We start from the raw sequence: 22219 nt of genomic DNA on the forward strand, positions 1-22219 counted from the left end.
CCCCAGATGACATCCAGAGCGGACACTGGAAAAAAATATGACGACCCTGAACGCCTATGCGGCGAAATCAACTGACCTTATTCAATGGATTGTGACCCGCGGTCTCGAAGGGGCCGCGAAAGAAGAGCTGTTGGACGGCTACTGCAACAAGTTGTTGGAACTGGGCGTACCCCTGATGCGCTTTCATGCGGCGCAGTCGGCGCTGCACCCTGTCTATGGCGGCACCGGGTTCAGCTGGTATGAGGGGCAGGGCGGTGAGTCCGAGACCTTTGAATACACCGAAGAGCCCAGCGAACAGTGGAGGCAAAGTCCTCTCTACGCCATTCTGAACAATGAGGTGGATGAAATCCGCGAGCGTCTGGTCGATCAGAATGAGGAAAGCCGGTTTCCCCTGCTGAATGATCTGCGCCAGATCGGAGCCACCGATTATTTTGCAACCGGGGTCAGTTTTGACGTGCCGACCCAGAGCGTGACAGGAGACACCAAAGAAGCCGTGGACGGAGTTCTGATGTCCTGGACCTCGAACGCTCCGGAAGGATTCCAGGACTGTGACCTGGATCTGATCAACACGGCGTTGCCGCATCTGGGGCTGGCGCTGAAATCCGCGTCGAGCGCCCGGATTTCAAAGGACCTGATGCGGGTCTATCTGGGACGCGATGCGGGGCGCCGCGTGTTGTCGGGCGAAATCCGGCGTGGCTCGTTGCAGCAGATCGATGCAGTGATCTGGAACTTTGACCTTGAAGGCTTCACCAGCCTCTCCGAGGAACTGCCGGGCAACGAGATCATCGACATGCTGAACGATTACCTGGCCGTGGCCGTAGGTGTAGTGCACGATAACCGCGGCAATATCCTGAAATTCATGGGCGACGGCCTGATGGCGATGTTCGACGTCGGTGAAATCGATGAAGACGCGCGTGCGGCGCTGAAGGCCGTACCGATGCTGCAGCAACGGATGGAAGTCTTGAACACCCGTCGCAAGGTCGACGGCCTGCCGGTGGCCAGTTTTACCCTTGCCCTGCACGCGGGTGAGATTCTGTATGGCAATATCGGATCCGAGACCCGGTTGGACTTCACCGTGATTGGCCCGGCCGTAAACCAGACCGCCCGGATCGCCGGAATGCACCGGTCGCTGGGGCAGCGTATTCTGATCTCGGATGACGTGGCACGCGCTGCCCAACCTTGTGGTCAGGACCTTGTGTCTGTCGGGCGATACATGCTGCGCGGGGTCTCCGAACCGAAGGAGTTGTTCACGGTGTATAATGAGGCGGCGCCGTAGTTGGGTGTTTGTGCGATATTAGGAGCAATAAGGCCATTTGTTCTCTCGTTAAGTGTAATGGCATCTGCCGTATCCGCGCAGACCAATCCTGCGATCAATGTCTTCTTTGGCTTCGATCATGTTTTGTATCCGATTGCGATCAAGTGGGCTTGCGGAGGTCCGCAAAGTGAGGATTTGGCCGCTATTGAGGCGCTTATAACGGCGTTTCCTGAAGATGCAGAACGCGCCGATTTGCAGGGTATCGTTGATAGCAGGCGGTAGAGCGCGAAGCGGACTTGGCTGAAGTGCTTGGTGCCGAATTAACCAGCAAACAGACAGAGCAACTATGCCCTGCCGCGCGGACTCTAAGCCTTGTATGGGTAACGCCTGAGCAACTGGCCAATGGCGGTGAAGACACAATTGCCCCTGAACACATTGTAGCATGGGCAGAGTTTTACCGGGTCGTTGAGCACCTTCAGTGATCGCCATGTCATGCGGTGCGGCACTGCATCCATTGGGTCCAGCGGGCGGGATGGGCGGCGAAGCTGCGCGAAAAATCACCCTTCGGCTGGAGGTACGACCCGCTGATACAGATGCCACGTGGCATGGCCAAGGATCGGCAGGGTGAAGATCAGGCCCAGAAACGCCGGAACCATCGACAGCAGCATGGTGACCGAGATTATCGCCGCCCAGGTCAGCATGACCACCGGGTTTTCCGAGACGGCCCGGATGGACGTCAACATGGCGGAAACGAAATTGGTTTCCCGGTCGAGCAGCATGGGCATGGCAATGACGGTCACCGTGAACAGGACTGCAGACAGAAATGCGCCGACGCAGGTGCCAATAGCAAGGAAAGTCCAGCCCTGCGGCGTGAAGATAACGGTGTTCAGAAAACCGTTAAAGTCAGAGAAGGATGCGTTCTGCAGGGTGATCGCCAGCCAAAGCCGAATCTGGTAAATCCAAACCCAGAAAATGAACAGGGTGACAAAGGCCATCCAGCCCATTTCGCGCTTGCGCTGATTGGCCATGACACCAAGGATTTCAGACCAGCCGAAATTCTCTCCCTTCTGCAAACGTCGGGACATCTCATAAAGCCCGGCAGCGGCGAAAGGCGCGACCAGCGGAAAACCCACAATCGCGGGAATGATCATCCAGATTTTGCCAAGCCAGACCAGACTCCAGACAAACAGGATGCCGAACACCGCATAGAACAGGCCGAAAAAGCCGCTCATGAAGGGACGCGCGAGAAAATCTGAAAACCCGGCCTTCAGCGACGCGGTGATGTCACTCGAAGTCACCGTGTTGACTTCGGGCACGGAATGCTGTTGCGGCGTCAGATTGTCCGGTGGTGTGGAATCTTCGGTTTTGGATGCCATGACACACTCCTCCTAAAGCACAGGGCTTCGCCGGTCCGTTTGCCGACGGACCCAGCTGTGAAACAGGCGCATTTCCTCCGCGAACAAGTCTGCATCACGTGAGGCGCAAGGGCAAGGTGGGGGAGAATGGTAGCTGAATTGCGTGTGGCAGACTTACCGGGGCTTTCTAGAAATCAATCTCTACGCCCGGAAGGTTTAGTTCTTTCATCATGTCACGCAGCTCTTGCCGCGCGGCGATGTTCGAGATGTTCAGCTGTTTGACCCCGATATCCTTGAGATCCAGCAGGGTCAGGCCGCGGGGGAACAGTTCGCGGAAGATCACCCGCTCGGAAAAGCCCGACGCGACGCGGAAGCCGATGCGCTGAGACAGCATTTCAATCGCGCGCTGCATCTTTTCCTTGTTGACCATGCGCTGCGTGCCGACACGGTTGCGCACGACGACCCAGTCGATGGGTTTAAGCCCGGCCTGTGCTCGCAACTGCCGGGCGTTCCAGACCATCTCGGAATAGACCGACGGCCCGAGGATTTTCTCACCCTTAGAATCGATACGCGCCAGCAGGTCGAAATCAATGAAACTGTCGTTCAATGGCGTGATCAGTGTGTCGGCCAGCGAATGCGCCACCTGGCTGAGGCGGGTATGCGAGCCGGGGCAGTCGATCAGGATGAAATCGCTGTCGCTTTCCAACTGGGCCACTGCGGCGGACAGGCGGTGGTCATAAATATTCTCGCCGGGTTTCAGCTTGCTGGCATCGATCTCGGGCAGGTCATGGTGGCGCGGGCTGGGCAGCTGTGTTTCCGAGCCGTTCATGAAATTGCCGCGGTTCTCGAAATAGCGCCCAAGGCTGCGTTGCCGCAGGTCCAGGTCCAGTGTGCTGACCTTGTGACCCAGGCGCGCCAATGCGGTTGCCACATGCATCGACACGGTCGATTTGCCTGCGCCGCCCTTCTCGTTCCCCACTACGATAATATGTGCCATGCTTGTATTCCCACGTCCCGCCGTGCTTGCCCACACGTTGTTGCCAGCTACTATATGTTGTGGAAAGCGGGAAGGGAAGAACCCCAATCGGTGATAACAGGCTCTAATTTGGAAAACCAAGGCGTGGGCGCGGGTTAGACTGCGCGCTTGTCAAACAAGCTGCCCTGATTCACAGTTTAGAGCGGTGAATTAGGATAGGGACCGAGCTTGGACGATCTGTTTCTGAACGTTCTGAATGTGGTCCTGCCCGTGCTGATTTGTGCCGGGATCGGCTATAGTCTGGCCCTGATCAAGGCGCCCTTCGACAACAAAGTGATTGGCGGGCTTGTCTCGCGCGTGGGGTATCCGACGCTGATCATCTCGCACCTGTCCACCACCAATATAGCCGTGGATACGTTTCTGGATGTGATGGCTGCTGCCGCGCTGGCGATTGCCGGGTTTGGAGTGTTGGGATTTGCCGCGTTGAAGGCGATGCATCTGCCGGTACGGGCGTTTCTGACACCACTGATGCATGGCAACGTCGGCAATATCGGCTTGCCGATTACCCTGTTGGCATTGGGTGATGCGGGGATGGCCTATACGATGGGCTTCGTGGTTGTCGTGCTGATCAGCATCTTCACTATCGGCATGTGGATACCGGCCGGAGAGTTTTCGCCAAAGAAAATCGCGACGTCGCCGATCATCTATGCGGTGGTGGTCTCTCTGATCCTGATGGTGACAGGGTACACCCTGCCTCAGCCGGTGGCCAAGTCCTTTGATATCCTCGGAGGGCTGTCGATCCCGTTGATGCTGCTGACACTGGGCCACACACTGGCGACTTTGCAGATCAAAAGCCTTGGCCGGGCTTTGATACTGACTGTAATGCATCTTGCGATGGCGGTTGTGATCGCCAGCGGTCTGGTCTGGGCGTTCGGCTTCACCGGGGCCGAACGCGGCGCAGTGATCCTGTGTTGCCTGATGCCGTCTTCGGTGGCGACCTATCTGTTCATCGACCAGCACGTGCCTGAATACGGGCCGGATGTGGCCGGTTTTATTCTGGTGTCGACTCTGAGCACGATTGTCGTGCTGCCGGTTGCGTTGTCATTTTGGATCTGACGTGCACCCTATGCGCAGAGGTAAAAATCGCTAAACTGCTGAATAATTGCGTTAAACAACCATAGTTTGAGGGCAATTTGATGCGTGACAAGTCCCCTGAAGACGTGACCCCACAGGCCCGCGCCCGTGTGGTGTTGGCGATGACGGCAATCTGTATGATGGTCGTGGGGTTTAACACCACCGCTGTCGCCACCATACTGCCCAACCTCAAGGCCGAGTTCGATCTGACCCCGTCTGGACTGCAATGGGTAATGGCGATCTATACGGTGGCCAGTGCCACGCTTGTCACCATCGTCAGCCGGTTGGGTGACATCACCGGCAAGATGGGCGTGTTTTTCTTTGGCATGATCGTTTTTGCCATCGGATCCGCCTCGGTTCTGTTTGCGCAGGATGGGGCGATGCTGCTGTTTGGGCGCGGTGCGCAGGGGGCGGGGGCGGCGGCGCTGTTCGGGACATCTTTGTCACTGCTGACCGCCGCCACGCCGGAAGAGCAGCGCGCCAGCGTCACCGGGGCTTGGGGTGCAATCGTTGGTTTGGCGATCGGCGTCGGTCCAATCGTCGGCGGGGCCTTTGGCCACTATGTAAGTTGGCGGGCGGTTTTTGCGACCGATTTGCTGCTGCTGGCCGTGGCCTTTGCTATTGGGCTGCATGTCAGTCGGCGCAAATACGTCCCCGACACACGCCTTGCGGGGGCAAAATTTGATTACCCGGGGGCGGTTGCGATCCTCTTGTTCCTCGGGCCGCTGTCTTTTGCGCTCAGCAACGGAGAAAGCGGCGGATGGGCGACGCCGCTCACACTGGTTCCGCTGGCGATTGCGGCGGTGGCGACCGTTGTTCTGGTGATCGTCTCACGCCGCGCCGAAGACCCGCTGATCGAACTGCGATACTTCCGTCATCCGCGTTACTTCATGGCTGCGGCGGGGATGTTCTTTACCGGCTTCACGCTGTTCTGCTTCTTTGTCTATTTCAACACTTTCGTGCAGTCACCGGATGCCTTCGGGTATTCGTCTATCGGCGCCGGGCTGGCGATCATGCCGCTCAGCCTCAGCATGTTTGTCATCTCGGTCACTGCGCCGCGATTTCTGGCGCCCTACAGCTTTCAATGGCCGGTTGCGATTGGCCTTGGGGCAATGGGGATTGGGTTCCTGCTGCTGATGACGACCACGAACGCCACGCAATATGCCGAGATCTGGTGGAAACTTTTGATTGTAGGTATCGGCATGGGTATCTGCTTTTCGCTGCTGCCGCGCCTCGGTCTGCGCCTGCTGCCGGAAGAGCATGTGGGGCAGGGATCGGGCGTGATCAACGCCTGCCTCTATTTCGGGGCCACCTTGGGGGCCGTGGTCGGAGGCCTTGCCGAATCCATCACCAAACGCCGTGGCCTGTCCGAAGTGATCGATGCGCTGCCCACCGGATCGACTCAGCGCGAGGATTTGGCCCATGCGCTGACCCACGGCACGCCCAGCCAGATACAGCAGCAGATCGCGGGGATGGATCCATCGGCCGGAACTGCCCTGGCCAAGGCGCTGCGGGACTTGCAGGACAACGCATTCAACAGCGCAATGCTGGTTGCCGCGATTGCAGCGCTTGTCGGAATGGCCTTGGCGCTCATGCTGCTGCGTGGACCAGTGCCGCCGGTGCACAGCGCGGCAGAATTGACGCGCAAACCACGCTAGGCGTGTCTGCCTACCCCCCCAAATATACCCCGCCTTTTGGGCGGTAAAACACCTTCTGGTCGTGCAGCTTGCCCAGAAGATCGTGAATGCGCCGCAGGGTGTCTTCGCGATCCGTCTGGCCGTTTTCTGCCCCATCCAACGCAGCCTGCGACAACGAGGCGACCGAGCCGCGCAACGCCGTTTCGATCAGGTCCATATCCTCGACCGACAGCTCGATCATATCATTGTACTGGGGCATATTCTGGGTCTCCGTGGATTTAATACCTGCGTTGCGGACCAGTATAGCACCTGCTGACTATTGGCGAAATTGGCCTGTGCCTGATGAATGCCGTTAAAGCTGAAAATGAATGTGGTCATCATGGCGTGCGGCGCGGCATCCCTGAAAGCGGATCTTGGGACCGGACACATTTAGGTTCTGGGCCAGATGAGGCTCAACGAAAATCTTGCCCACGCGGTCGTCTTCAGACAGCACAGTTATCACCGAACGCATGCGTTGAGGATCTAAGCTGTAGCTGTGCCAAAGGGGCTGCAGGAAATCGAAATCCCATCTCAGAGCCGGCCAACGCTTTGGGCAGTTGGTGCCGCCTTGCTCAAAGGCGAAGTATCCGATTGGAGATCGCGTAGCGCCACTCAGGTAACTGCCGTCTTCGGCGTAATAGAATGCGAGGTCAGCCTTTTCTCCGTCATCATGTGACAGATGTGGCAGCAGGGGAAATCCGTTCAGAAATGGAAAGTTTGCGTCCAGAACAAGAGTTTTAGTCCCCGGGTATTGGCGATCCATTTCTTCAGCAACATCCTGCAAAACATCGGCGAGTTCTGGAGAGACATAGTTTCTGTTCAGGGCGCAGTACATCCAGCTTTGAACTTGCAGCGGGCCGCTTTCTGAACAGCTTAACGCTACGCGCCCGAATTGCGGGGCGATCCAGATCGTGGCGAGTGATAGAGCGACATAGGCAACCAAAAATGAAATCAATCGTCTTTTGAAAAACAGTGCAATTCCCCAGGCAAGCCCGCCAATCTGCGTCAGCGCTGTCAGAATAAGAATGATCAATGTGTTGACGAAAATACGAAACATGCACGCAAGCTGTCACTGTTCCTGGTGCGCTGCAATCGAATTGACCTACAGTTCAAGTTATTGAACAGCAGAAAAAAAGGCCGCCCCAAGGGACGGCCTTTCGCATCTCAAACAAGTCAGGCTTAGAAGCCCAGACCTTCGTATTTCTTCTTGAACTTCGACACACGGCCACCGGCGTCCATCAGGCGCGACGAGCCACCAGTCCACGCGGGGTGCGAGGAGGGGTCGATTTCCAGAGCCAGCTGGTCGCCTTCGGCGCCCCAGGTGGATTTCATCTGTACCACGGTGCCATCGGTCATTTTGACGTTGATGACGTGATAATCGGGATGGATGTCTTTTTTCATCTTTCCGCTCCTTACGCCTCGGCGCCAGCCTTGGGCTTGTAGTTAGTGACTTCTGCGATACGCGCGGACTTACCACGGCGCGAGCGCAGATAGTACAGTTTGGCGCGACGGACGCGGCCACGGCGGACAACGGTGATGCTGTCAATGTTGGTCGAATGCAGCGGGAACACACGCTCCACGCCTTCGCCAAACGAAATCTTGCGAACGGTGAACGAACCGGCGATGCCGCTGCCACCTTTGCGCGCGATGCAGACACCTTCATAGTTCTGCACACGGGTACGCGACCCTTCGGTCACTTTAAAGCCGACACGGATGGTGTCTCCGGCTTTGAAATCGGGGATGTCTTTCCCCAGGGCGGCAATCTGTTCCGCCTCAAGCTGTGCGATCAGGTCCATCGCAGGTTCTCCTATCTGCTCGTGGTTGGTCCACGAAGTTTGGGCACGGCCTGAGAGCTCTTGGTCTTCATCGGGTCCTGCGCACAGCCCGCCAGAGGTCAGATCGAATGTTCCTTTGGTCTGATCCGCCCTGACACGCCTTGGCTGAAGAAAGCTAAGCGTTGCGCCATGGTGCAAACCAAAACACCGGAGTCGCGCAGTTGCGGCACCGGATTGCGCTGCTTTACGAGGTTTGCAAACAGGGATCAAGCCAAAATCGCCATATTTTCAAAGCTAGACGGTGGGTTTTCGCCATCCGAAAAATACACCGTTGCCTTGTGAGACCAATCAGGCATTCTGGAGGGAATTATATGAGCAGTTTTTAAAAACAGGAACACATCATGCGCATAGCGTTGATGCTGGCCGTCATGGCCATGGCGACTCTGTCCTGCGGTCGCAGCACTCCTCCGCCCCAACAGATCGAGGCCAAGGCTTTTCTGGATACCACGTCGCCTTCGGTCATATACCCGGCCTTCGGCGATGCCGACCCGCACGATTGGGATGGGCGACATCCCGGCCATTACCCGGTGCATGGGCTGGACGTGTCGCGCTGGCAGGGTGCGATCGACTGGCACCGGGCCAGGGCATCGGGCGTCAGTTTCGTGTTCATCAAAGCGACTGAGGGCGGCGACGTGGCCGACCCCATGTTTGACGACCACCGGCGGGGCGCACAGTCGGCGGGGGTGCCGTGGGGCGCCTACCACTACTACTATTTCTGCCGTCCGGCGCACGAGCAGGCTCGGTGGTTCATCCGGAACGTGCCCAGGGGCGCTGACCTTCCGCATGTGCTGGACATGGAGTGGACTCCACATTCCAGAACCTGCAGGCTGCGCCCCGATGGCGCCACGGTTCGCGCCGAAGCCGAACGTTTCCTCGATATTCTCGAACGCCACTACGGGCGGCGGCCTATCGTCTACACAACGGTGGATTTTTACGACGACACCGATATTGGCCGCTTGCCAGGAACCGAATTCTGGCTGCGGTCCGTTGCCGGGCATCCACACAAAGTCTACCCCAGAGCCTCTTGGCGGTTCTGGCAGTATACCGGAACAGGTTTGGTGCCAGGTGTTCAGGGCAAGGTGGATATCAACACGTTCAACGGCCACCCCGAGACATGGGCGCGTTGGAAAGCGGGGGGTTAGTCGCGGGACTTTCGATAAGCTTCCCACAGATCAGGGCGTCGTTCCTGGGTGATCTTTTCGGACATCTCGTGCCGCCACTCGGCAATGCGCCCATGGTGGCCGGACATCAGGATATCGGGGATCGGCCGACCCTCCCACTCGGCGGGGCGGGTGTATTGCGGATGTTCCAGGAGGCCCGAGGAAAAGCTCTCTTCCTCGGCTGAGGCCTGATTGCCCAGCACACCGGGGATCAGACGCACCGTCGCGTCGATCAGCGCCTGCGCCGCGATCTCGCCGCCGGTCATGACGAAATCACCCAAGGAGACTTCTTGCACGCCGTAATGTTCCAGCACCCTCTCATCGACGCCTTCGAAACGGCCGCACAGCAAGGTCATACCATCACAACGCGCCAGGTTCTGCATCATGCGCTGGTCCATCCGGCGACCGCGGGGGCTCAGATAGATCAACGGCCAGTTGCCGCGAATATCCGCCATCGTGTGTTCGATCGCTTCCCCCAGCACATCGGCACGCAGCACCATGCCCGCGCCACCGCCTGCGGGCGTGTCATCCACATTGCGGTGCTTGCCGACACCGAATTGGCGGAGGTCGACGGTTTCCAATTGCCAAAGACCTTCCTGCAGGGCCTTGCCAGTGAGGCTTTCCCCCAGCACCCCGGGAAAGGCCGAGGGGAACAGCGTGATGATTTTTGCCTTCCACACGCCATGCAGGTCCGGCGTAGGGGTCAGCAGCTCGCGCGGTTTCAGTGTCGGGCGGATCGCTTTGCGGCCGTGGGATTTACTAGGCTTGTCTGTCATGTCGTGTCGATCAGCGCGCCTTTGGCGCGTTCAATTGTCGCTTTCTTCTGTTCGATCAGAGCAGCCTCGTCCAGACGCGAGCGGTTCAGATCCAGCAGTTCTGCCAGAGCATCTTCCGGCAGGCGACTGTTGACCTTTGTGGGCGGCACCAGCAGCTTGGCCTTGTCGCTGGGCAGGTTCAGATACTCGGCAAACGGAGTGCCGGGGCCATAACGCCGCAGCTGCAGTTCTTCAAGCCATTCGTCAACAACAGTAACCGACGGTAGCCGGTCCCGGATCTGATCTACCGTGTCCTGCAAGGGCGGCAGATGATCCAGATTCGATCGAAAAGTTTCAAAGTCGTGGACCTGGCGAATGCGTTCCAGATCATGTGCCCAAAGGCTGCGCAACCAGCCGCCTCGTTGGCGTAAGGACAGATAGATCGTGATCTCGAGCTCTTGCCCGGAAAAGCGATGGCGGATTTCATCCACCAGACAAGCTGCAAGCTCTGGTGCGGCTGCGTAACCGTTTTCGGTATTGCGGCTGGGGCGTCGACCGGCGAAGTTCTCCTCGCTGAGGATCAGCCCGCGTTTGTCGCCGAAATCCAACGTCTCCAGAAACTCTCGCAATAGGATTCCGTACTCGGACAAGGTGCCGACGGTGCCGTAAATCGAGTGATTGGTTGCCGCCCGCGACAGACCGGACTTGCGGGTGCGATAGGGTAGCACCAGTGCAAAATGCGGCCAGATCAATTCGCGATTGCCATAGAGAAAGGACTGTGCTGCCGTGGTTCCGGTTTTGTGCAGACCCAGATGCAGCAGGACGCGGCGCATTAGATCAGCCCTTCGGGCGGATCGGCGATGATGCGCCCCTTGTCCAGATCGACGGTTGGAACCGCCTCCAGGGTGAAAGGCAGCAGAACGGTGGCCTTCAGGCCTGGCCCGTGCAGTTCCAACAGGTCGGCCGCACCGTGGTTCTGCACCGATTTGACCCGACCCAGCAGCGTGCCGCCGGTATCGTAAACCTCAAGGCCGATCAGATCAGTGTGGTAGAACTCGTCATCCGGAAGAGAAGGCAGTTGATCGCGACGGGCAAACAGACGCAGGCCTTTCAGGGCGTCGGCCTCTTCCTTGGTTTCAACTCCGCCAAGATTTGCTGCAAATCCGTTCTTGATCGTGCGGGTCAGAACCAGCGGATAGCGCTTCACGCCGGTTTCATCCGTCAGGGGCGAGTAAGCCTCGATATCTTCCGGAATCGCGCAATAGCTTTTCAGGCGCACTTCGCCGCGCACACCATAAGAGCCCGCAATGCTGCCTACGCAGATCAGATCACTCATTTGGCTTGTCCACTGTCACACAAAGCCCATCCAGCCAGTTCCCCCGCGTGGCACAGGCCTCGCGTTGGTTATTGCGTTCAAAGAACACGCCCACAATAAATGCGATCAACAACAGGATAGGAAGCCGTATCAATCCGAACATCTGCCTATCGCACCTCGATGGGCAGGGTGTGGTAACGGGATTCCCAGCCTACAGTTTCCAGCTCGGGCGTGTCTGACATCTCTTCCGGCCAGCCGACGCAGAAATAGCCGATCAGGCGCCAGCCATCCGGAACGTTCAGGTCACGGGTCATCTTAACGGGGTCCAGAATGGATACCCAGCCCAGGCCCAGCCCTTGGGTGCGCAGGGCCAACCAGAACAGCGTGATAGCAGAAACGACGGAATAGCGCCGCGCCTCTGGCATCGTACCTGCACCAAGACCTTGCCCCTTGCCGGTGGTGTCGTCGCAAAACACGGCCAATTGCACGGGGGCTTCCTGCATCCCGGACAGCTTCAGACTACTGTAGATTTGTGCTTTCTCGCCGGAATACCCGGCCAGGGATTCGGCATTTGCAGCTTGGAAATTCTTCAGCGCCGCTGCCCGCGCGACCGCGCTTTCGACGCGGATAACACGCCAGGGCTCACTTAGCCCCACCGAAGGGGCCAGGCGAAATGCGTCGAGGCAGCGCGTCAGCACTGCCTCGTCCACGGGATCGGTGCGGAACCGGCGCACATCACGCCGGAGCCGCATCAGCAGATCGAACTGCGTGCGAAAATCGTCGCTGAAAGTTTGATCCTGCACGCGCTCGCCCGCTTATTCTTCTGCGGTTGCTTCTTCAGCCGGTGCAGCGGCAGCTTCAGCGGCCTTTGCAGCTTTTTCTTCCGCGCGTTCCTGAGCTTTCTTGCCCGGGGTGCCCTTGTTGGGGTTGTTGCGCTCGGCTTTTTCACGGCTGCCGGCAGCTTCCAGCATACGTGCGATACGGTCGGTGGGCTGGGCGCCCTGGTCCAGCCAGTATTGAACGCGTTCCATGTCCATCTTCACGCGCTCTTCGCTGTCTTTCGGCAGCAGCGGGTTGTAGGTGCCCAGTTTCTCGATGAAACGGCCGTCGCGGGGCATGCGGCTGTCAGCAGCCACGATGCGGTAGAAGGGACGTTTTTTCGAGCCGCCGCGGGCGAGACGAATTTTCATTGCCATGGTGGTATCTCCTTTGGATGGCGTTTACCGGGAATTGCCCGGTTAGTTCTGGTGTTTCTTATGGTGTCGGATGACTTCCTGAATGATGAAATTCAGGAAAGCCTTGGCAAAGTCAGGGTCCAGATTGGCCTGTTTCGCCAGGTCTTCTAACCGTGCGATCTGCGCAGCCTCGCGCGAGGGATCGGACGGGGGAAGGTCGTGTTCGGCCTTGAGCTTGCCAACGGCCTGCGTGTGCTTGAACCGCTCGCCCAACGTGTAGACAAGGATCGCGTCCAGTCGATCGATGCTTTCGCGGTGCTCCTTCAACAGCGCGGCGGCCCGCGTCACGGGGTTGGTCATTGGCCGGTCCTCTCAGCGGTCAAAGCGGTATGGGTCATGCGTAAGCCTCCATGCCACCATTCACCAGATCGGCGGGGGCGGGGTGACGCCAGATTTCAGTGGTGCCGAATTTGGGGTGTTCATAGTGATAATCGAGCTTGGCGCCCAACCGCTCGGCAACGGCTTTGCTTGCGTGGTTTTTCGGGTCGATCAGCGAGATTGCGGTTTCCCAACCCAGCACGTCATAGGCGTGCGCGCGTGCGGCTAACGCGGCCTCGGTCGCGTAACCTTTGCCAGTGGCAAAATTCATCAGCGTCCAGCCAACCTCGGGCTCGGGCCAGCCGTCGGGGAACCACAGTCCGACACGGCCGACATAAATGCCGGTATCTTTTTCCTCGACACCCCAAAAGCCAAAACCCCGAATGGCCCAATGGCCAAGCAGCATTGCGATGGATCGCCATGTTTCATCCCGACGCAGCGGGCCGCCAACATATTTAGCGGCGTCCGAGGCGAAAAACTCTGCCTCAGCGTCAAGATCAGCCACAGACGGTGCACGCATGATCAGACGCTCGGTCTCAAGCCGGGGGATATGAGGTTCAAGGGCTGACATGATTACTTCTTCTTACCGAAACCGCTGAGCCCCGGGGGTAGTCCCATGCCGCCACCCATACCGGGCAGGCCACCGGGCATCTTGCCACCCATGGCCTTGGCTGCCTGTTCCAGCGCCTTGGGGTCCATGCCCGCGGCCATTTCTTCAGGGCTGGGGCCGCCTTTGCCGAACATGCCCTTCATGGCCTGTTTCAGCATTTTGCCTTTACCCATCTTGCCCATCTTTTTCATCATGTCCGACATCTGCCGGTGCATCTTGAGCAGCTTGTTGAGGTCGCTGACCTCCATTCCAGAACCGGCTGCGATGCGTTTCTTACGGCTCGCCTGCAGCAGTTGCGGGTTGGCGCGTTCGCGTTTGGTCATGGACTGGATCATGGCGATCTGCTGGCGCAAGATCTTGTCATCCAGACCTGCCTGATCCATCTGCTTGGCCATCTTGTTCATGCCCGGCATCATGCCCATCATGCCCTGCATGCCGCCCATCTGGATCATCTGTTCCAGCTGCATCTTGAGGTCGTTCATGTTGAACTGACCTTTGACCATGCGCTTCATCATGCGCTCGGTCTGTTCCATCTCCATCGTTTCCTGGGCTTTTTCGACCAGGGCAACGATGTCACCCATGCCCAGAATACGACCGGCGATTCGGTCCGGCTCGAAGGTTTCAAGCGCGTCCATCTTCTCGCCCAGACCGACAAAGCGGATCGGTTTGCCGGTGACTGCGCGCATCGACAGGGCCGCACCGCCGCGCCCGTCACCGTCCATCCGGGTCAAAACCACACCCGAGATGCCAACTTTGGCGTCGAACTCTTCGGCAACCTCAACGGCTACCTGACCGGTCAGGCCGTCGACGACCAGCAGCGTCTCGCGCGGATCAACCGCGTTACGGACCTGCTCGACTTCGTCCATCAGAACTTCGTCAATATGCAGACGGCCCGCGGTGTCGAGCATGTAGACGTCGTAGCCGCCCAGCGTCGCCTGTTGTTTGGCACGCTTAGCGATGTCGACCGGCTTCTGGCCGGGAACGATCGGCAGAGTATCAACGCCGACCTGCGTGCCCAGAACCGCCAGCTGATCCATCGCCGCTGGGCGATAGACGTCGAGCGAGGCCATCAGGACCTTCTTGCCTTCTTTCTCTTTCAGGCGCTTTGCCAGCTTACCGGTTGTGGTCGTCTTACCCGAGCCCTGCAGACCGACCATCAGGATCGGGGCAGGTGGATTGTCGATCTTCAGCTTGCCGGGGTCTTCTTCGCCACGCAGGGTATCAACCAGCGCGTCGTGCACGATCTTGACGACCTGCTGACCGGGAGTGATCGACTTGGTAACGGCCTGACCGGTCGCCTGTTCCTGAACCTTCTTGACGAATTCACGGGCAACCGGCAGCGAAACGTCAGCCTCAAGTAGTGCAACGCGAACTTCGCGCAGGGCGGTTTTGACGTCTTCCTCGGACAGGGCACCCTGTTTAGTCAGCCGGTCAAAGACGCCGGAAAGGCGTTCGGATAGATTTTCAAACATGCCTTCGGCCTCCTATGCCGGTTTTCTGATGGCGTGCCCTAGATAGGATGCGCCGGTTAAATACACAAACGCCCCCACGGGCGAAACTCGCTGGTGGGGGGCGATCCCTGAACGACTCAAGGGACCGGAAGATCACACGCTTCCGGATGTTTGGAGGGGATTTAGGCGGATTGGCTGTCGGAGTCAACCTCGCGCGCCGGAAGCCATGCATTGACCGCATCGACCATCCGCTGCGCGCCGCGCCCGCTGACATAGGCTTCGACAATCGGGTGGCGTCCGGCGCTCATGCCCTTTTCCAGGATCAAAACGGGACGATGCATCTTGGACGTGGTCCTGTCGCGAGTCGAGGTGGTGGTTTCCACCTCGGCATGGGACAGGTTCGACAGCTCATGTTCTACAGTGTCATATCCAAAGATTGATTGGCGACGGATCAAAACGCTATTGCTGTTGCGGTTCATTATGACCTGAACGCGGCGCACAAAGACGCAGAACGCACCAAAGCCCAACCCACCACCAAACAGAGCAAAGACAATGCCGAAAAACACGCCCTCACCCCCTTCGTTGGCCATGAAGAAGCCTGCGCCGACAAAGCATAGGATAAAGGTGACCAACATGATGCCGATCAGCCAGGGAGTGTTGGACAAGATCAATTGGTTTGGGGTGTTGCGCGTCACTTTCATGACGGCACGCTAACACTGAATTCTGGCGCTGTCGTGGCTTGAATTCATCCTCGTGTTGCGCGATGAGCGCGCTAAACAGGAGGTTCCCATGGACGCATCATCTGCTTTTCAGGATACTTTGCCGCTCAGCTCTGACGCGCTGTTGGCGCGATTAGATGAATGGGGATTGGCTTATCTGCTGCATACTCATGTCCCGTTGCGCACAGTCGAAGACTCCAAGGCAGTAGAAGATCAGTTCATGGTGCCGGGCGAAAACGCTCTGCGGTTGAAGAACCTGTACCTGCGGGACAAGAAAAAGCGGAACTATCTCGTGACGCTGGAGCAAAGCCGCGAGATTGACCTCAAGTCGCTGGGGGCGGAACTGGGCGTGGGCAACCTGTCCTTCGGTTCGGCGGACCGATTGCTGCAGAACCTCGGTATCCGGCCCGGTGCGGTCAGTCCGCTGGCGATGATCAACGGGGTGAAGAACGATGTGCGGTTCTTCATGGACAGCGCGGCGCGGCAGGTGGATGTCATCTACATGCATCCGCTGGTCAATGACCGCACCGTTGCGATGGCACGGGCCGATCTGATCGCGTTTTTTGACCGGGTTGGCTGTGAGGTGACTTGGCTGTCCTGATCAGTCCTGCAGCGCTTCTTTAAGTGCGGCGGTAACGTGCGCGGCAGAAGGATTGATGAACAGATGCCCGTCTGCCATAAACACCGGGTCGTCCAGATGGTCGGGGAAGGCCAAAGGAAGCTCGGTGCAAGCCAGTAGGATAGCGGTTCCCGGCGCAGCGTGGTCGTTGCAGAAAGCTAGCAACCGAGCGCGGGCGGTCTCAGAGGCACCGCCATAAAATTCACTGTCGATCATGGCTTGCATCTCGGCAATTTCAGGTTCGGGCAGGCGTTCAATGGCGGTGATACCCTCTTTGGCGAGGCGGTCAGCGTAGTCAGTCGCCTGCATGGTCACAGCCGTTCCCAGAACCAACGCCTTGGAGGCACCGGATGAGGCAGTGGCCTCGGCCGTTGCATCGAATATGCTGAGAATTGGCATCGAAACGCCTTGCCGGATCGCGTGAAAACGTGTGTGGGGTGTGTTTGACGCAATGATTCCAAAGTCGCAGCCTGCACGTTCCAGCGTCAAAAGGGCCTCGCGGAAGACTGCGTCGAAACCAGCCCAACTGTTTTCGTCTCCGGCCACCCCGCGCAGAGCCCGGGTTTTGGCCTGTGTGACAGATTCAATTGTCATGGGTGGAATGGGAAGTGGGGAGCCGTGACCCCGTTCGGCGAAATGCTTGCCTGCACCTTCGGCAATTGCCCGGTAATAGTCTACGGTCGAAGCCCAGCCCACACCGCCCAGAATACCGATTTTCTTCATGTTAAGCGCCCAGCCTGACAAATCCCCTTCGGGCGCAGACTGGACGTTTGAGAGTGTAAAAGCCAGAGGGTTTATGCCGCCAACTCGGTCACGGCTTTATGGGCGTTGGCCAGTGTGGTCTCGGCGTCGAGGGCCATCTGGTCGGCGGCAACAACATCAACATCATGAATGCCGATAAAGCCCAGCACGTGTTTGGCGTAGTTGGTGGCAAAATCTATCTCGGACCCGACGGCGGTACCGCCCGAGGCAATGGCCAAAACCGCGCGTTTGCCTTCCAGCAGGCCTTTAGGGCCGTTTTCCGTGTAGGAAAAGGTCAACCCAACGCGCGCAACCAGATCGATCCAGGCTTTGAACGCAGCCGGTACAGAGAAATTGTAGATCGGCAGGCCGACGACAATTGTATCGGCCTCTCGCAATTCGTTCACCAGCGTGTCCGACAGCACCAGTTGGTCGCGCTGGGTCTCATCCCGTTGATCTGCCGGTGTGAAGTTGGCGTTGATCCAGTCTTCGGTCAGCAAGGGCAGGGGGCTTGCCAGATCACGGCGGATGATGCGGGCGGCGCCCAGATGTTTGACGATGCGGTCGGACAGATCTCGGGTTGCAGACCCCGCGCGGCGGGCCGAGGCGTCGATATGCAGGATGGTATTGGGCATTTCACTTGGTCCTTGTGGATAGGGATTTCGCGTCTGACCCCAATATGGATATTGCGTACATGAACAAAACTCGGATACATCAACAGTTGATGTTGGAAATTGCACAGTGGTGGTGATGCCGTGGACAATTGGGACGAAGTAAGAACCGCCTATCAGGTAGCCCGCATGGGTACCGTCAGCGGCGCGGCCGAGGTGCTGGGCGTGCACCATGCGACGGTGATCCGACATATTGATGCGATTGAGGCGCGGTTGGGCACCAAGCTGTTCCAGCGTCACGCGCGTGGCTACACCCCGACCGAGGCCGGAGAAGACCTGTTGCGCGTGGCACAGGCGACCGAAGACCAGTTCAACCAACTGGTCGGGCGGATGAAGGGGCGTGGCGATGACGTCTCGGGTGAATTGGTCGTGACATCTCTGTCGTCATTGGCGCCCCTCGTAGTGCCGGTGCTCAGCGAGTTCCAACGCCTGCATCCGGGTCTGATCGTGCGCTACCTGACCGGAGATCGCCTGTTCCGTCTGGAATACGGTGAAGCTCATGTGGCTATTCGCGCGGGTTCGGCCCCGGATCAACCGGACAATGTGGTGCAACCGTTCATCACGCAAGAGATCGGCCTGTTCGCCAGCAAGGATTATGTGGATCGCCATGGGACACCCTCGAGCGTCGAGGATTTCAGCAACCATCAATTCGTCAGTACCGACGACGAAAACAGCCGCGCGCCGTTTTCCCGGTGGTTGCGCGCGACAGTACCTGCAGAGAACATCACCTTTCGCTGTACCAACAACTTCTGCATCCGCGAGGCGGTTTTGTCCGGTGCCGGGATCGGCTTCATGGCTCGCTGGGAAGCGGCCCGTGACCCCAATCTGATCGAAGTGGTCGACCCGCTTTCGGAATGGTTCGGGAACCTGTGGCTGGTCACTCATGTGGACCTGCACCGCACAACCAAGGTTCAGAGTTTTCTGACATATTTGAAAGAGCAATCCAAAGGCTGGCTGGCGTGAGCCCTCAGGCGCAGGGCCATCTGGCCATGCTTGTGTTTTCAACCTTGGTGGCGGGTAGCTTTTCACTGGGCGCGCTGATCGCCAATCAGATCGCACCCGAGGCGATCACGGCGGCGCGGTTTCTGATCGCCTCCGTCGTGATTGGTGTTGCGGCAATGATGACCACCGGCTTGCCGCGTAGTGCAACACAGTCTCCGTGGCGCTATCTGGTGCTGGGCGGGTTGTTTGCCACTTACTTTGTCCTGATGTTCTACGGTCTAAAGACAGCGCCCCCGGTCAGTGCCGCAGCCGTGTTCACGCTGACCCCGGTGATGTCGGCCATGGCAGGGTGGGTGTTATTGCGGCAGGTCACGACGCCCCGGATGGCCTTAGCCCTTACGGTGGGCGCGATGGGTGCGCTTTGGGTTATTTTCCGGGCGGATTGGCAGGCTTTCACCGCATTCCAAATCGGAGGCGGCGAGATTATCTATTTCTGGGGCTGCGCGGCGCATGCGGTTTACACGCCGATGGTGCGCAAGTTGAACCGGGGAGAACCGGCGGTGGTGTTCACCTTTGGCACCCTCGTGGCGGGCTGCGTTTTGCTGACGCTCTATGGTTGGTCTGACATTCGGGCGACCGATTGGACCAACCTGCCGTTGATCGTCTGGCTTGGTCTGCTTTATGTCTCGATATTTGCCACCGCGGCCAGCTTTGTCCTGGTCCAGTTCGCTACATTGCGGCTGCCCTCGGCCAAAGTGATGGCTTATACTTATCTGACGCCCAGCTGGGTGATCCTGTGGGAAATCGCGTTGGGTCAGCAGCCGCCTCCGCTGCTGGTTGTTGTCGGGGCAATCCTGACCATCGTCGCGCTTGTGCTGCTGCTGAAAACCGAAGAACAGCGCCGCATAACGAACCCGGTGTCCGAATGAAGCTTGCTTTCCCGCAAAATTATGCCAGCGTCGGACACAGGTGTTACGCAGGCACAAGATGACGAAATCAGCATTCTTCTTGATCGCGGTGGCAGGATTGGCTGCCTGTACTCCGCCCGGACCCGGCAACACGGATTCAGAGGCCGATCTGCGCGGCAGTTGCGAGGCGCTTGTCTCGGCTGAAACCGGAGTGAGACCCGAAGGCGTTTCTGCGGTTTCAACCCATAACGATCCTACAGGCTCCGTAACGACGGTGTCCGTGGTCGGCGCCCAGGCACCGTGGCTCTGTCGGGCGGACCCGTTCGGAGTTATTACCGGCGTGGAATACAGTCAGGAAGGGTAGGCCGAATCAGGTGCTCCGCCGTGCCGTTGAGGCAGATCAAGGCCGATACATGCGAATATCCTTATGCTTTGGGCTGAGGAGGAATTCGCCATGTATACTCACATCATGTTCCCTGTTGACCTGCATCTTCCGCCAGAGGTCCGCAAAGCTGCCGATGTTGCAGCTGAGGTTGCCAAATGGCAGGGCGCCAAGATTACAGTTGTCAGCGTAACGGGAACTCAGCCTGGTGATCCGGTTCAGACGGACGCAAAGATCAACGAAGACCTGCGCGCTTTCGCTGACCAGCTTGCCAAGAACAGTGGAACGGAAGTCGCATGTCGAAATATCCATTCCGTCGATGTCGCGGCTGAGGTCGATGGTGATTTGGCTCGCGCTGCCGAGGAAATCGGTGCCGACCTGATTGTCGCGGGCACCCATGCGCCGCGGATCACGGACTATATCTTTTCAAGTCATGCCGGATATCTGGCCAATCACGCCAAGGTTTCAGTCTTTGTGGTGCGTTAGGTCCTGCTAGGGCTCTTCGACTGCGGGCAGCTCGGTTTCCAGAAACCGCTCGAATGCATCCAGATTGACCGGTTCGAACTGCCCGAACCCTTGCATCCAGACAGACGCCGCACGCAGGGCGTCGGGTTCCAGCTTGCACCATTTCACCCGTCCGCGCTTTTCCTGACTGATCAGCCCTGCCTTGGTCAGGATGACCAGATGTTTTGAGATCGCCGCAAGCGACATCTCGAACGGTTCAGCCACATCGGTGACGGCCATGTCATCCTCAAGCAGCATCGCCAGAATGGCGCGGCGCGTGGGGTCGGCAAGGGCCGCGAATACAGTGTCGAGATCTTTGGACATGCCTCCGCTGAACCACAGTGCCCGGGTTTGGTCAACCATTTGGTTGAATATGCGGATTCAATGCATTTGAACGGGACAGAAAGGGTCAGGCGGTTTTGACTTGCGCGGCGCCAGATGAAAAATCAATTTAAAACAATACGCTAAGCTGCGGCAATTGGGGCGCTCAACGTCGTTGACTCTGCGCCCTTCGCCCCTTAGCACCGTGCCCAAGACTGAGCGAGGAAAACGCCCGTGACCGACGACGACCAAAAGCAGCGTATGGCGCAGCTGGAGGCCAAGATCGAGGCGGCGAAAAAGGCGAAAGAGCCCAAACCTCGCGCGGACGCTGACGTCTCGGGCGGCGAGCTTGCCTGGCGGATGGTCATCGAAATGGTATCCGGTCTGGGGATCGGATTTGGCATCGGATACGGGCTGGACAGCCTGCTCGGGACAATCCCGATCTTTCTGGTGCTGTTCACATTGCTGGGCCTTGTCGCGGGCGTGAAGGTTATGCTCCGCAGCGCGAAAGAGGTCCAAGAGAAACAAACGGCTGCAAACGCGGCCGAGAAGGACGAGAGGGACTAAACGTGGCAACTGAGACCACCGCAGCAGAAGGCAGCAGCCTGGTATTCCACCCGATGGACCAGTTCATCGTTAAGCCGCTGTTTGGCGACGGAGCGGTCGGCATGTTCACGGTCACCAACGTGACCCTGTGGCTGTTCTTGGCAGTATTGGCTGTCGCTGCTCTGCTGGTTCTGCCCACGTCCAAGCGCGCGATTGTGCCTAGCCGGATGCAGTCGATCGCGGAACTGACCTACGGCTTCATCTACAAGATGCTGGAAGACATCTGCGGCAAGGAAGGCGTCAAGTTCTTCCCCTATGTCATGACCCTGTTCATGTTCATAGTCAGCGCGAACTTCCTGGGCCTGATCCCGACCTCATTCACCACCACGTCGCACTTCGCGGTCACCATTCCGCTGGCGCTGGCTGTGTTCCTGACCGTGACCATTCTGGGTTTCGTCAAGAACGGTGCTGCATTCCTGGGCCTGTTCTGGGTCTCCAGCGCGCCGCTGGCGCTGCGCCCGATCCTGGCGATCATCGAGCTGATCTCGTACTTCGTACGTCCGGTCAGCCACTCCATTCGTCTTGCTGGTAACGTCATGGCTGGCCACGCGGTTATCAAGGTTTTCGCAGGCTTCGCCGCGGTCGCCGTGATCTCGCCCGTGTCCGTTCTGGCAATCACCGCAATGTACGGCCTCGAGGTCCTGGTGGCCTTTATCCAGGCCTACGTATTCACCATTCTGACCTGTGTTTATCTGAAAGATGCGCTGCATCCTTCGCACTAAGGTCCGATA

At 58.4% G+C, this 22219-nt stretch carries 30 protein-coding genes; 12 read left to right on the top strand and 18 right to left on the bottom strand.

Annotation, left to right across the window (positions count from 1 at the left end):
- Window positions 1–37 precede the first annotated feature (37 nt).
- Together ACR1XY_RS15430 and ACR1XY_RS15435 are read left to right on the top strand one after the other, a co-directional pair.
- Window positions 38–1276 carry an adenylate/guanylate cyclase domain-containing protein gene (locus tag ACR1XY_RS15430; RefSeq protein WP_480594503.1) on the top strand — a complete coding sequence of 413 codons (1239 nt, stop codon included), beginning with the start codon at window positions 38–40 and terminating at the stop codon, window positions 1274–1276.
- A gap of 57 nt (window positions 1277–1333) precedes the next feature.
- The gene (locus tag ACR1XY_RS15435) at window positions 1334–1537 is read left to right on the top strand and encodes a hypothetical protein (protein WP_480594504.1); all 204 of its coding nucleotides are present in this window, start codon (window positions 1334–1336) and stop codon (window positions 1535–1537) included.
- A 275-nt stretch (window positions 1538–1812) separates the two neighbouring features.
- Here ACR1XY_RS15435 and ACR1XY_RS15440 read toward each other — a convergent pair whose 3' ends face one another.
- A complete protein-coding gene (locus ACR1XY_RS15440; protein ID WP_480594505.1) occupies window positions 1813–2631 on the bottom strand; it encodes a DUF2189 domain-containing protein in 819 nt (272 codons plus the stop codon).
- Between the two features lie 166 nt (window positions 2632–2797).
- Window positions 2798–3607 (bottom strand): division plane positioning ATPase MipZ, encoded by an 810-nt coding sequence (locus tag ACR1XY_RS15445; protein ID WP_480594506.1) that lies wholly within the window; start codon window positions 3605–3607, stop codon window positions 2798–2800.
- A 207-nt stretch (window positions 3608–3814) separates the two neighbouring features.
- Between ACR1XY_RS15445 and ACR1XY_RS15450 the strand changes: the two genes are divergently transcribed.
- On the top strand, window positions 3815–4702 hold the full coding sequence (locus ACR1XY_RS15450; RefSeq protein ID WP_480594507.1) for an AEC family transporter: 888 nt from the start codon (window positions 3815–3817) through the stop codon (window positions 4700–4702).
- Window positions 4703–4782: 80 nt separating this feature from the next.
- Entirely contained in the window at window positions 4783–6378 is a 1596-nt protein-coding gene (locus tag ACR1XY_RS15455; protein WP_480594508.1) for an MFS transporter, read from the top strand.
- A gap of 10 nt (window positions 6379–6388) precedes the next feature.
- Here the strand turns inward: ACR1XY_RS15455 and ACR1XY_RS15460 are convergent, their stop codons facing one another.
- The 4 genes from ACR1XY_RS15460 to rplS form a co-directional block, all read right to left on the bottom strand.
- Window positions 6389–6616: a hypothetical protein gene (locus ACR1XY_RS15460; protein ID WP_480594509.1), complete on the bottom strand. Its 228-nt coding sequence runs from the start codon at window positions 6614–6616 to the stop codon at window positions 6389–6391.
- 93 nt (window positions 6617–6709) lie between these two features.
- Window positions 6710–7453 (bottom strand): hypothetical protein, encoded by a 744-nt coding sequence (locus ACR1XY_RS15465; protein ID WP_480594510.1) that lies wholly within the window; start codon window positions 7451–7453, stop codon window positions 6710–6712.
- A 122-nt stretch (window positions 7454–7575) separates the two neighbouring features.
- Complete coding sequence (gene rpmE, locus ACR1XY_RS15470) at window positions 7576–7797, bottom strand: 50S ribosomal protein L31 (protein WP_170428949.1); 222 nt, start codon at window positions 7795–7797, stop codon at window positions 7576–7578.
- Between the two features lie 11 nt (window positions 7798–7808).
- A complete protein-coding gene (rplS, locus tag ACR1XY_RS15475; protein WP_170328369.1) occupies window positions 7809–8192 on the bottom strand; it encodes a 50S ribosomal protein L19 in 384 nt (127 codons plus the stop codon).
- Between the two features lie 380 nt (window positions 8193–8572).
- Between rplS and ACR1XY_RS15480 the strand changes: the two genes are divergently transcribed.
- The gene (locus tag ACR1XY_RS15480; protein ID WP_480594511.1) at window positions 8573–9373 is read left to right on the top strand and encodes a glycoside hydrolase family 25 protein; all 801 of its coding nucleotides are present in this window, start codon (window positions 8573–8575) and stop codon (window positions 9371–9373) included.
- Here the strand turns inward: ACR1XY_RS15480 and trmD are convergent.
- The 9 genes from trmD to ACR1XY_RS15525 all read right to left on the bottom strand — a co-directional run bounded on the left by trmD (window position 9370) and on the right by ACR1XY_RS15525 (window position 15776).
- Complete coding sequence (gene trmD, locus ACR1XY_RS15485) at window positions 9370–10167, bottom strand: tRNA (guanosine(37)-N1)-methyltransferase TrmD (protein ID WP_480594512.1); 798 nt, start codon at window positions 10165–10167, stop codon at window positions 9370–9372. The genes ACR1XY_RS15480 and trmD overlap by 4 nt on opposite strands.
- Window positions 10164–10979, bottom strand: a complete 816-nt coding sequence (locus ACR1XY_RS15490; protein WP_480594513.1) for a hypothetical protein — start codon at window positions 10977–10979, stop codon at window positions 10164–10166. Before ACR1XY_RS15490 ends, trmD begins: the two co-directional genes overlap by 4 nt.
- Window positions 10979–11482: a ribosome maturation factor RimM gene (gene rimM, locus ACR1XY_RS15495; protein ID WP_480594514.1), complete on the bottom strand. Its 504-nt coding sequence runs from the start codon at window positions 11480–11482 to the stop codon at window positions 10979–10981. The genes ACR1XY_RS15490 and rimM overlap by 1 nt, the downstream gene beginning before the upstream one ends.
- Window positions 11483–11628: 146 nt before the next feature.
- The gene (bluB, locus tag ACR1XY_RS15500; protein ID WP_480594515.1) at window positions 11629–12264 is read right to left on the bottom strand and encodes a 5,6-dimethylbenzimidazole synthase; all 636 of its coding nucleotides are present in this window, start codon (window positions 12262–12264) and stop codon (window positions 11629–11631) included.
- Window positions 12265–12276: 12 nt separating this feature from the next.
- A complete protein-coding gene (gene rpsP, locus ACR1XY_RS15505; protein WP_480594516.1) occupies window positions 12277–12657 on the bottom strand; it encodes a 30S ribosomal protein S16 in 381 nt (126 codons plus the stop codon).
- Window positions 12658–12699: 42 nt separating this feature from the next.
- A complete protein-coding gene (locus ACR1XY_RS15510) occupies window positions 12700–12996 on the bottom strand; it encodes a chorismate mutase (RefSeq protein WP_480594517.1) in 297 nt (98 codons plus the stop codon).
- Window positions 12997–13030: 34 nt separating this feature from the next.
- Window positions 13031–13585: a GNAT family N-acetyltransferase gene (locus ACR1XY_RS15515; RefSeq protein WP_480594518.1), complete on the bottom strand. Its 555-nt coding sequence runs from the start codon at window positions 13583–13585 to the stop codon at window positions 13031–13033.
- Window positions 13586–13587: 2 nt separating this feature from the next.
- Entirely contained in the window at window positions 13588–15096 is a 1509-nt protein-coding gene (gene ffh / locus ACR1XY_RS15520) for a signal recognition particle protein (RefSeq protein WP_480594519.1), read from the bottom strand.
- Between the two features lie 161 nt (window positions 15097–15257).
- On the bottom strand, window positions 15258–15776 hold the full coding sequence (locus tag ACR1XY_RS15525) for a hypothetical protein (RefSeq protein ID WP_480594520.1): 519 nt from the start codon (window positions 15774–15776) through the stop codon (window positions 15258–15260).
- 88 nt (window positions 15777–15864) lie between these two features.
- On the opposite strand from ACR1XY_RS15525, the gene ACR1XY_RS15530 reads away from it, so the two are divergent.
- Window positions 15865–16395 (top strand): prolyl-tRNA synthetase associated domain-containing protein, encoded by a 531-nt coding sequence (locus ACR1XY_RS15530; protein ID WP_480594521.1) that lies wholly within the window; start codon window positions 15865–15867, stop codon window positions 16393–16395.
- Here ACR1XY_RS15530 and ACR1XY_RS15535 read toward each other — a convergent pair whose 3' ends face one another.
- Both ACR1XY_RS15535 and ACR1XY_RS15540 read right to left on the bottom strand, forming a co-directional pair.
- Window positions 16396–17136, bottom strand: a complete 741-nt coding sequence (locus ACR1XY_RS15535) for an aspartate/glutamate racemase family protein (RefSeq protein ID WP_480594522.1) — start codon at window positions 17134–17136, stop codon at window positions 16396–16398.
- 71 nt (window positions 17137–17207) lie between these two features.
- Entirely contained in the window at window positions 17208–17789 is a 582-nt protein-coding gene (locus tag ACR1XY_RS15540) for an FMN-dependent NADH-azoreductase (RefSeq protein WP_480594523.1), read from the bottom strand.
- Window positions 17790–17909: 120 nt separating this feature from the next.
- Here ACR1XY_RS15540 and ACR1XY_RS15545 point away from each other — a divergent pair, with 120 nt between their 5' ends.
- From ACR1XY_RS15545 to ACR1XY_RS15560, 4 genes are all read left to right on the top strand, one after another.
- Window positions 17910–18788, top strand: a complete 879-nt coding sequence (locus tag ACR1XY_RS15545; RefSeq protein WP_480594524.1) for a LysR family transcriptional regulator — start codon at window positions 17910–17912, stop codon at window positions 18786–18788.
- The gene (locus ACR1XY_RS15550; RefSeq protein ID WP_480594525.1) at window positions 18785–19696 is read left to right on the top strand and encodes a DMT family transporter; all 912 of its coding nucleotides are present in this window, start codon (window positions 18785–18787) and stop codon (window positions 19694–19696) included. The genes ACR1XY_RS15545 and ACR1XY_RS15550 overlap by 4 nt, the downstream gene beginning before the upstream one ends.
- Before the next feature lie 58 nt (window positions 19697–19754).
- Window positions 19755–20039, top strand: a complete 285-nt coding sequence (locus ACR1XY_RS15555) for a hypothetical protein (RefSeq protein ID WP_480594526.1) — start codon at window positions 19755–19757, stop codon at window positions 20037–20039.
- Between the two features lie 90 nt (window positions 20040–20129).
- Window positions 20130–20543, top strand: a complete 414-nt coding sequence (locus ACR1XY_RS15560; RefSeq protein ID WP_480594527.1) for a universal stress protein — start codon at window positions 20130–20132, stop codon at window positions 20541–20543.
- 6 nt (window positions 20544–20549) lie between these two features.
- On the opposite strand, the gene ACR1XY_RS15565 is transcribed toward ACR1XY_RS15560, so the two are convergent.
- Window positions 20550–20885 (bottom strand): ArsR/SmtB family transcription factor, encoded by a 336-nt coding sequence (locus ACR1XY_RS15565; RefSeq protein ID WP_480594528.1) that lies wholly within the window; start codon window positions 20883–20885, stop codon window positions 20550–20552.
- A gap of 231 nt (window positions 20886–21116) precedes the next feature.
- Here ACR1XY_RS15565 and ACR1XY_RS15570 point away from each other — a divergent pair, with 231 nt between their 5' ends.
- Both ACR1XY_RS15570 and ACR1XY_RS15575 read left to right on the top strand, forming a co-directional pair.
- A complete protein-coding gene (locus tag ACR1XY_RS15570) occupies window positions 21117–21449 on the top strand; it encodes an AtpZ/AtpI family protein (RefSeq protein WP_480594529.1) in 333 nt (110 codons plus the stop codon).
- 2 nt (window positions 21450–21451) lie between these two features.
- Window positions 21452–22210 (top strand): F0F1 ATP synthase subunit A, encoded by a 759-nt coding sequence (locus ACR1XY_RS15575; RefSeq protein ID WP_480594530.1) that lies wholly within the window; start codon window positions 21452–21454, stop codon window positions 22208–22210.
- Window positions 22211–22219: the final 9 nt, after the last annotated feature.

It is taken from the genome of Ruegeria sp. AD11(2025) (genome assembly GCF_056542405.1).

Excerpts from the sequence above, each read along its gene's own strand:
- ACR1XY_RS15515 (WP_480594518.1), bottom strand. The coding sequence starts at position 13,585 with ATGTCAGCCCTTGAACCTCATATCCCCCGGCTTGAGACCGAGCGTCTG.
- ACR1XY_RS15510 (WP_480594517.1), bottom strand. The coding sequence starts at position 12,996 with ATGACCAACCCCGTGACGCGGGCCGCCGCGCTGTTGAAGGAGCACCGC.
- ACR1XY_RS15535 (WP_480594522.1), bottom strand. The coding sequence starts at position 17,136 with ATGAAGAAAATCGGTATTCTGGGCGGTGTGGGCTGGGCTTCGACCGTA.
- rpsP (WP_480594516.1), bottom strand. The coding sequence starts at position 12,657 with ATGGCAATGAAAATTCGTCTCGCCCGCGGCGGCTCGAAAAAACGTCCC.
- ACR1XY_RS15540 (WP_480594523.1), bottom strand. The coding sequence starts at position 17,789 with ATGCCCAATACCATCCTGCATATCGACGCCTCGGCCCGCCGCGCGGGG.
- ACR1XY_RS15555 (WP_480594526.1), top strand. The coding sequence starts at position 19,755 with ATGACGAAATCAGCATTCTTCTTGATCGCGGTGGCAGGATTGGCTGCC.
- rimM (WP_480594514.1), bottom strand. The coding sequence starts at position 11,482 with ATGAGTGATCTGATCTGCGTAGGCAGCATTGCGGGCTCTTATGGTGTG.
- ACR1XY_RS15490 (WP_480594513.1), bottom strand. The coding sequence starts at position 10,979 with ATGCGCCGCGTCCTGCTGCATCTGGGTCTGCACAAAACCGGAACCACG.
- ffh (WP_480594519.1), bottom strand. The coding sequence starts at position 15,096 with ATGTTTGAAAATCTATCCGAACGCCTTTCCGGCGTCTTTGACCGGCTG.
- ACR1XY_RS15525 (WP_480594520.1), bottom strand. The coding sequence starts at position 15,776 with ATGAAAGTGACGCGCAACACCCCAAACCAATTGATCTTGTCCAACACT.
- ACR1XY_RS15565 (WP_480594528.1), bottom strand. The coding sequence starts at position 20,885 with ATGTCCAAAGATCTCGACACTGTATTCGCGGCCCTTGCCGACCCCACG.
- ACR1XY_RS15460 (WP_480594509.1), bottom strand. The coding sequence starts at position 6,616 with ATGCCCCAGTACAATGATATGATCGAGCTGTCGGTCGAGGATATGGAC.
- ACR1XY_RS15560 (WP_480594527.1), top strand. The coding sequence starts at position 20,130 with ATGTATACTCACATCATGTTCCCTGTTGACCTGCATCTTCCGCCAGAG.
- ACR1XY_RS15430 (WP_480594503.1), top strand. The coding sequence starts at position 38 with ATGACGACCCTGAACGCCTATGCGGCGAAATCAACTGACCTTATTCAA.
- ACR1XY_RS15455 (WP_480594508.1), top strand. The coding sequence starts at position 4,783 with ATGCGTGACAAGTCCCCTGAAGACGTGACCCCACAGGCCCGCGCCCGT.
- ACR1XY_RS15440 (WP_480594505.1), bottom strand. The coding sequence starts at position 2,631 with ATGGCATCCAAAACCGAAGATTCCACACCACCGGACAATCTGACGCCG.
- ACR1XY_RS15465 (WP_480594510.1), bottom strand. The coding sequence starts at position 7,453 with ATGTTTCGTATTTTCGTCAACACATTGATCATTCTTATTCTGACAGCG.
- rpmE (WP_170428949.1), bottom strand. The coding sequence starts at position 7,797 with ATGAAAAAAGACATCCATCCCGATTATCACGTCATCAACGTCAAAATG.
- ACR1XY_RS15530 (WP_480594521.1), top strand. The coding sequence starts at position 15,865 with ATGGACGCATCATCTGCTTTTCAGGATACTTTGCCGCTCAGCTCTGAC.
- trmD (WP_480594512.1), bottom strand. The coding sequence starts at position 10,167 with ATGACAGACAAGCCTAGTAAATCCCACGGCCGCAAAGCGATCCGCCCG.
- ACR1XY_RS15445 (WP_480594506.1), bottom strand. The coding sequence starts at position 3,607 with ATGGCACATATTATCGTAGTGGGGAACGAGAAGGGCGGCGCAGGCAAA.
- ACR1XY_RS15435 (WP_480594504.1), top strand. The coding sequence starts at position 1,334 with ATGGCATCTGCCGTATCCGCGCAGACCAATCCTGCGATCAATGTCTTC.
- ACR1XY_RS15480 (WP_480594511.1), top strand. The coding sequence starts at position 8,573 with ATGCGCATAGCGTTGATGCTGGCCGTCATGGCCATGGCGACTCTGTCC.
- rplS (WP_170328369.1), bottom strand. The coding sequence starts at position 8,192 with ATGGACCTGATCGCACAGCTTGAGGCGGAACAGATTGCCGCCCTGGGG.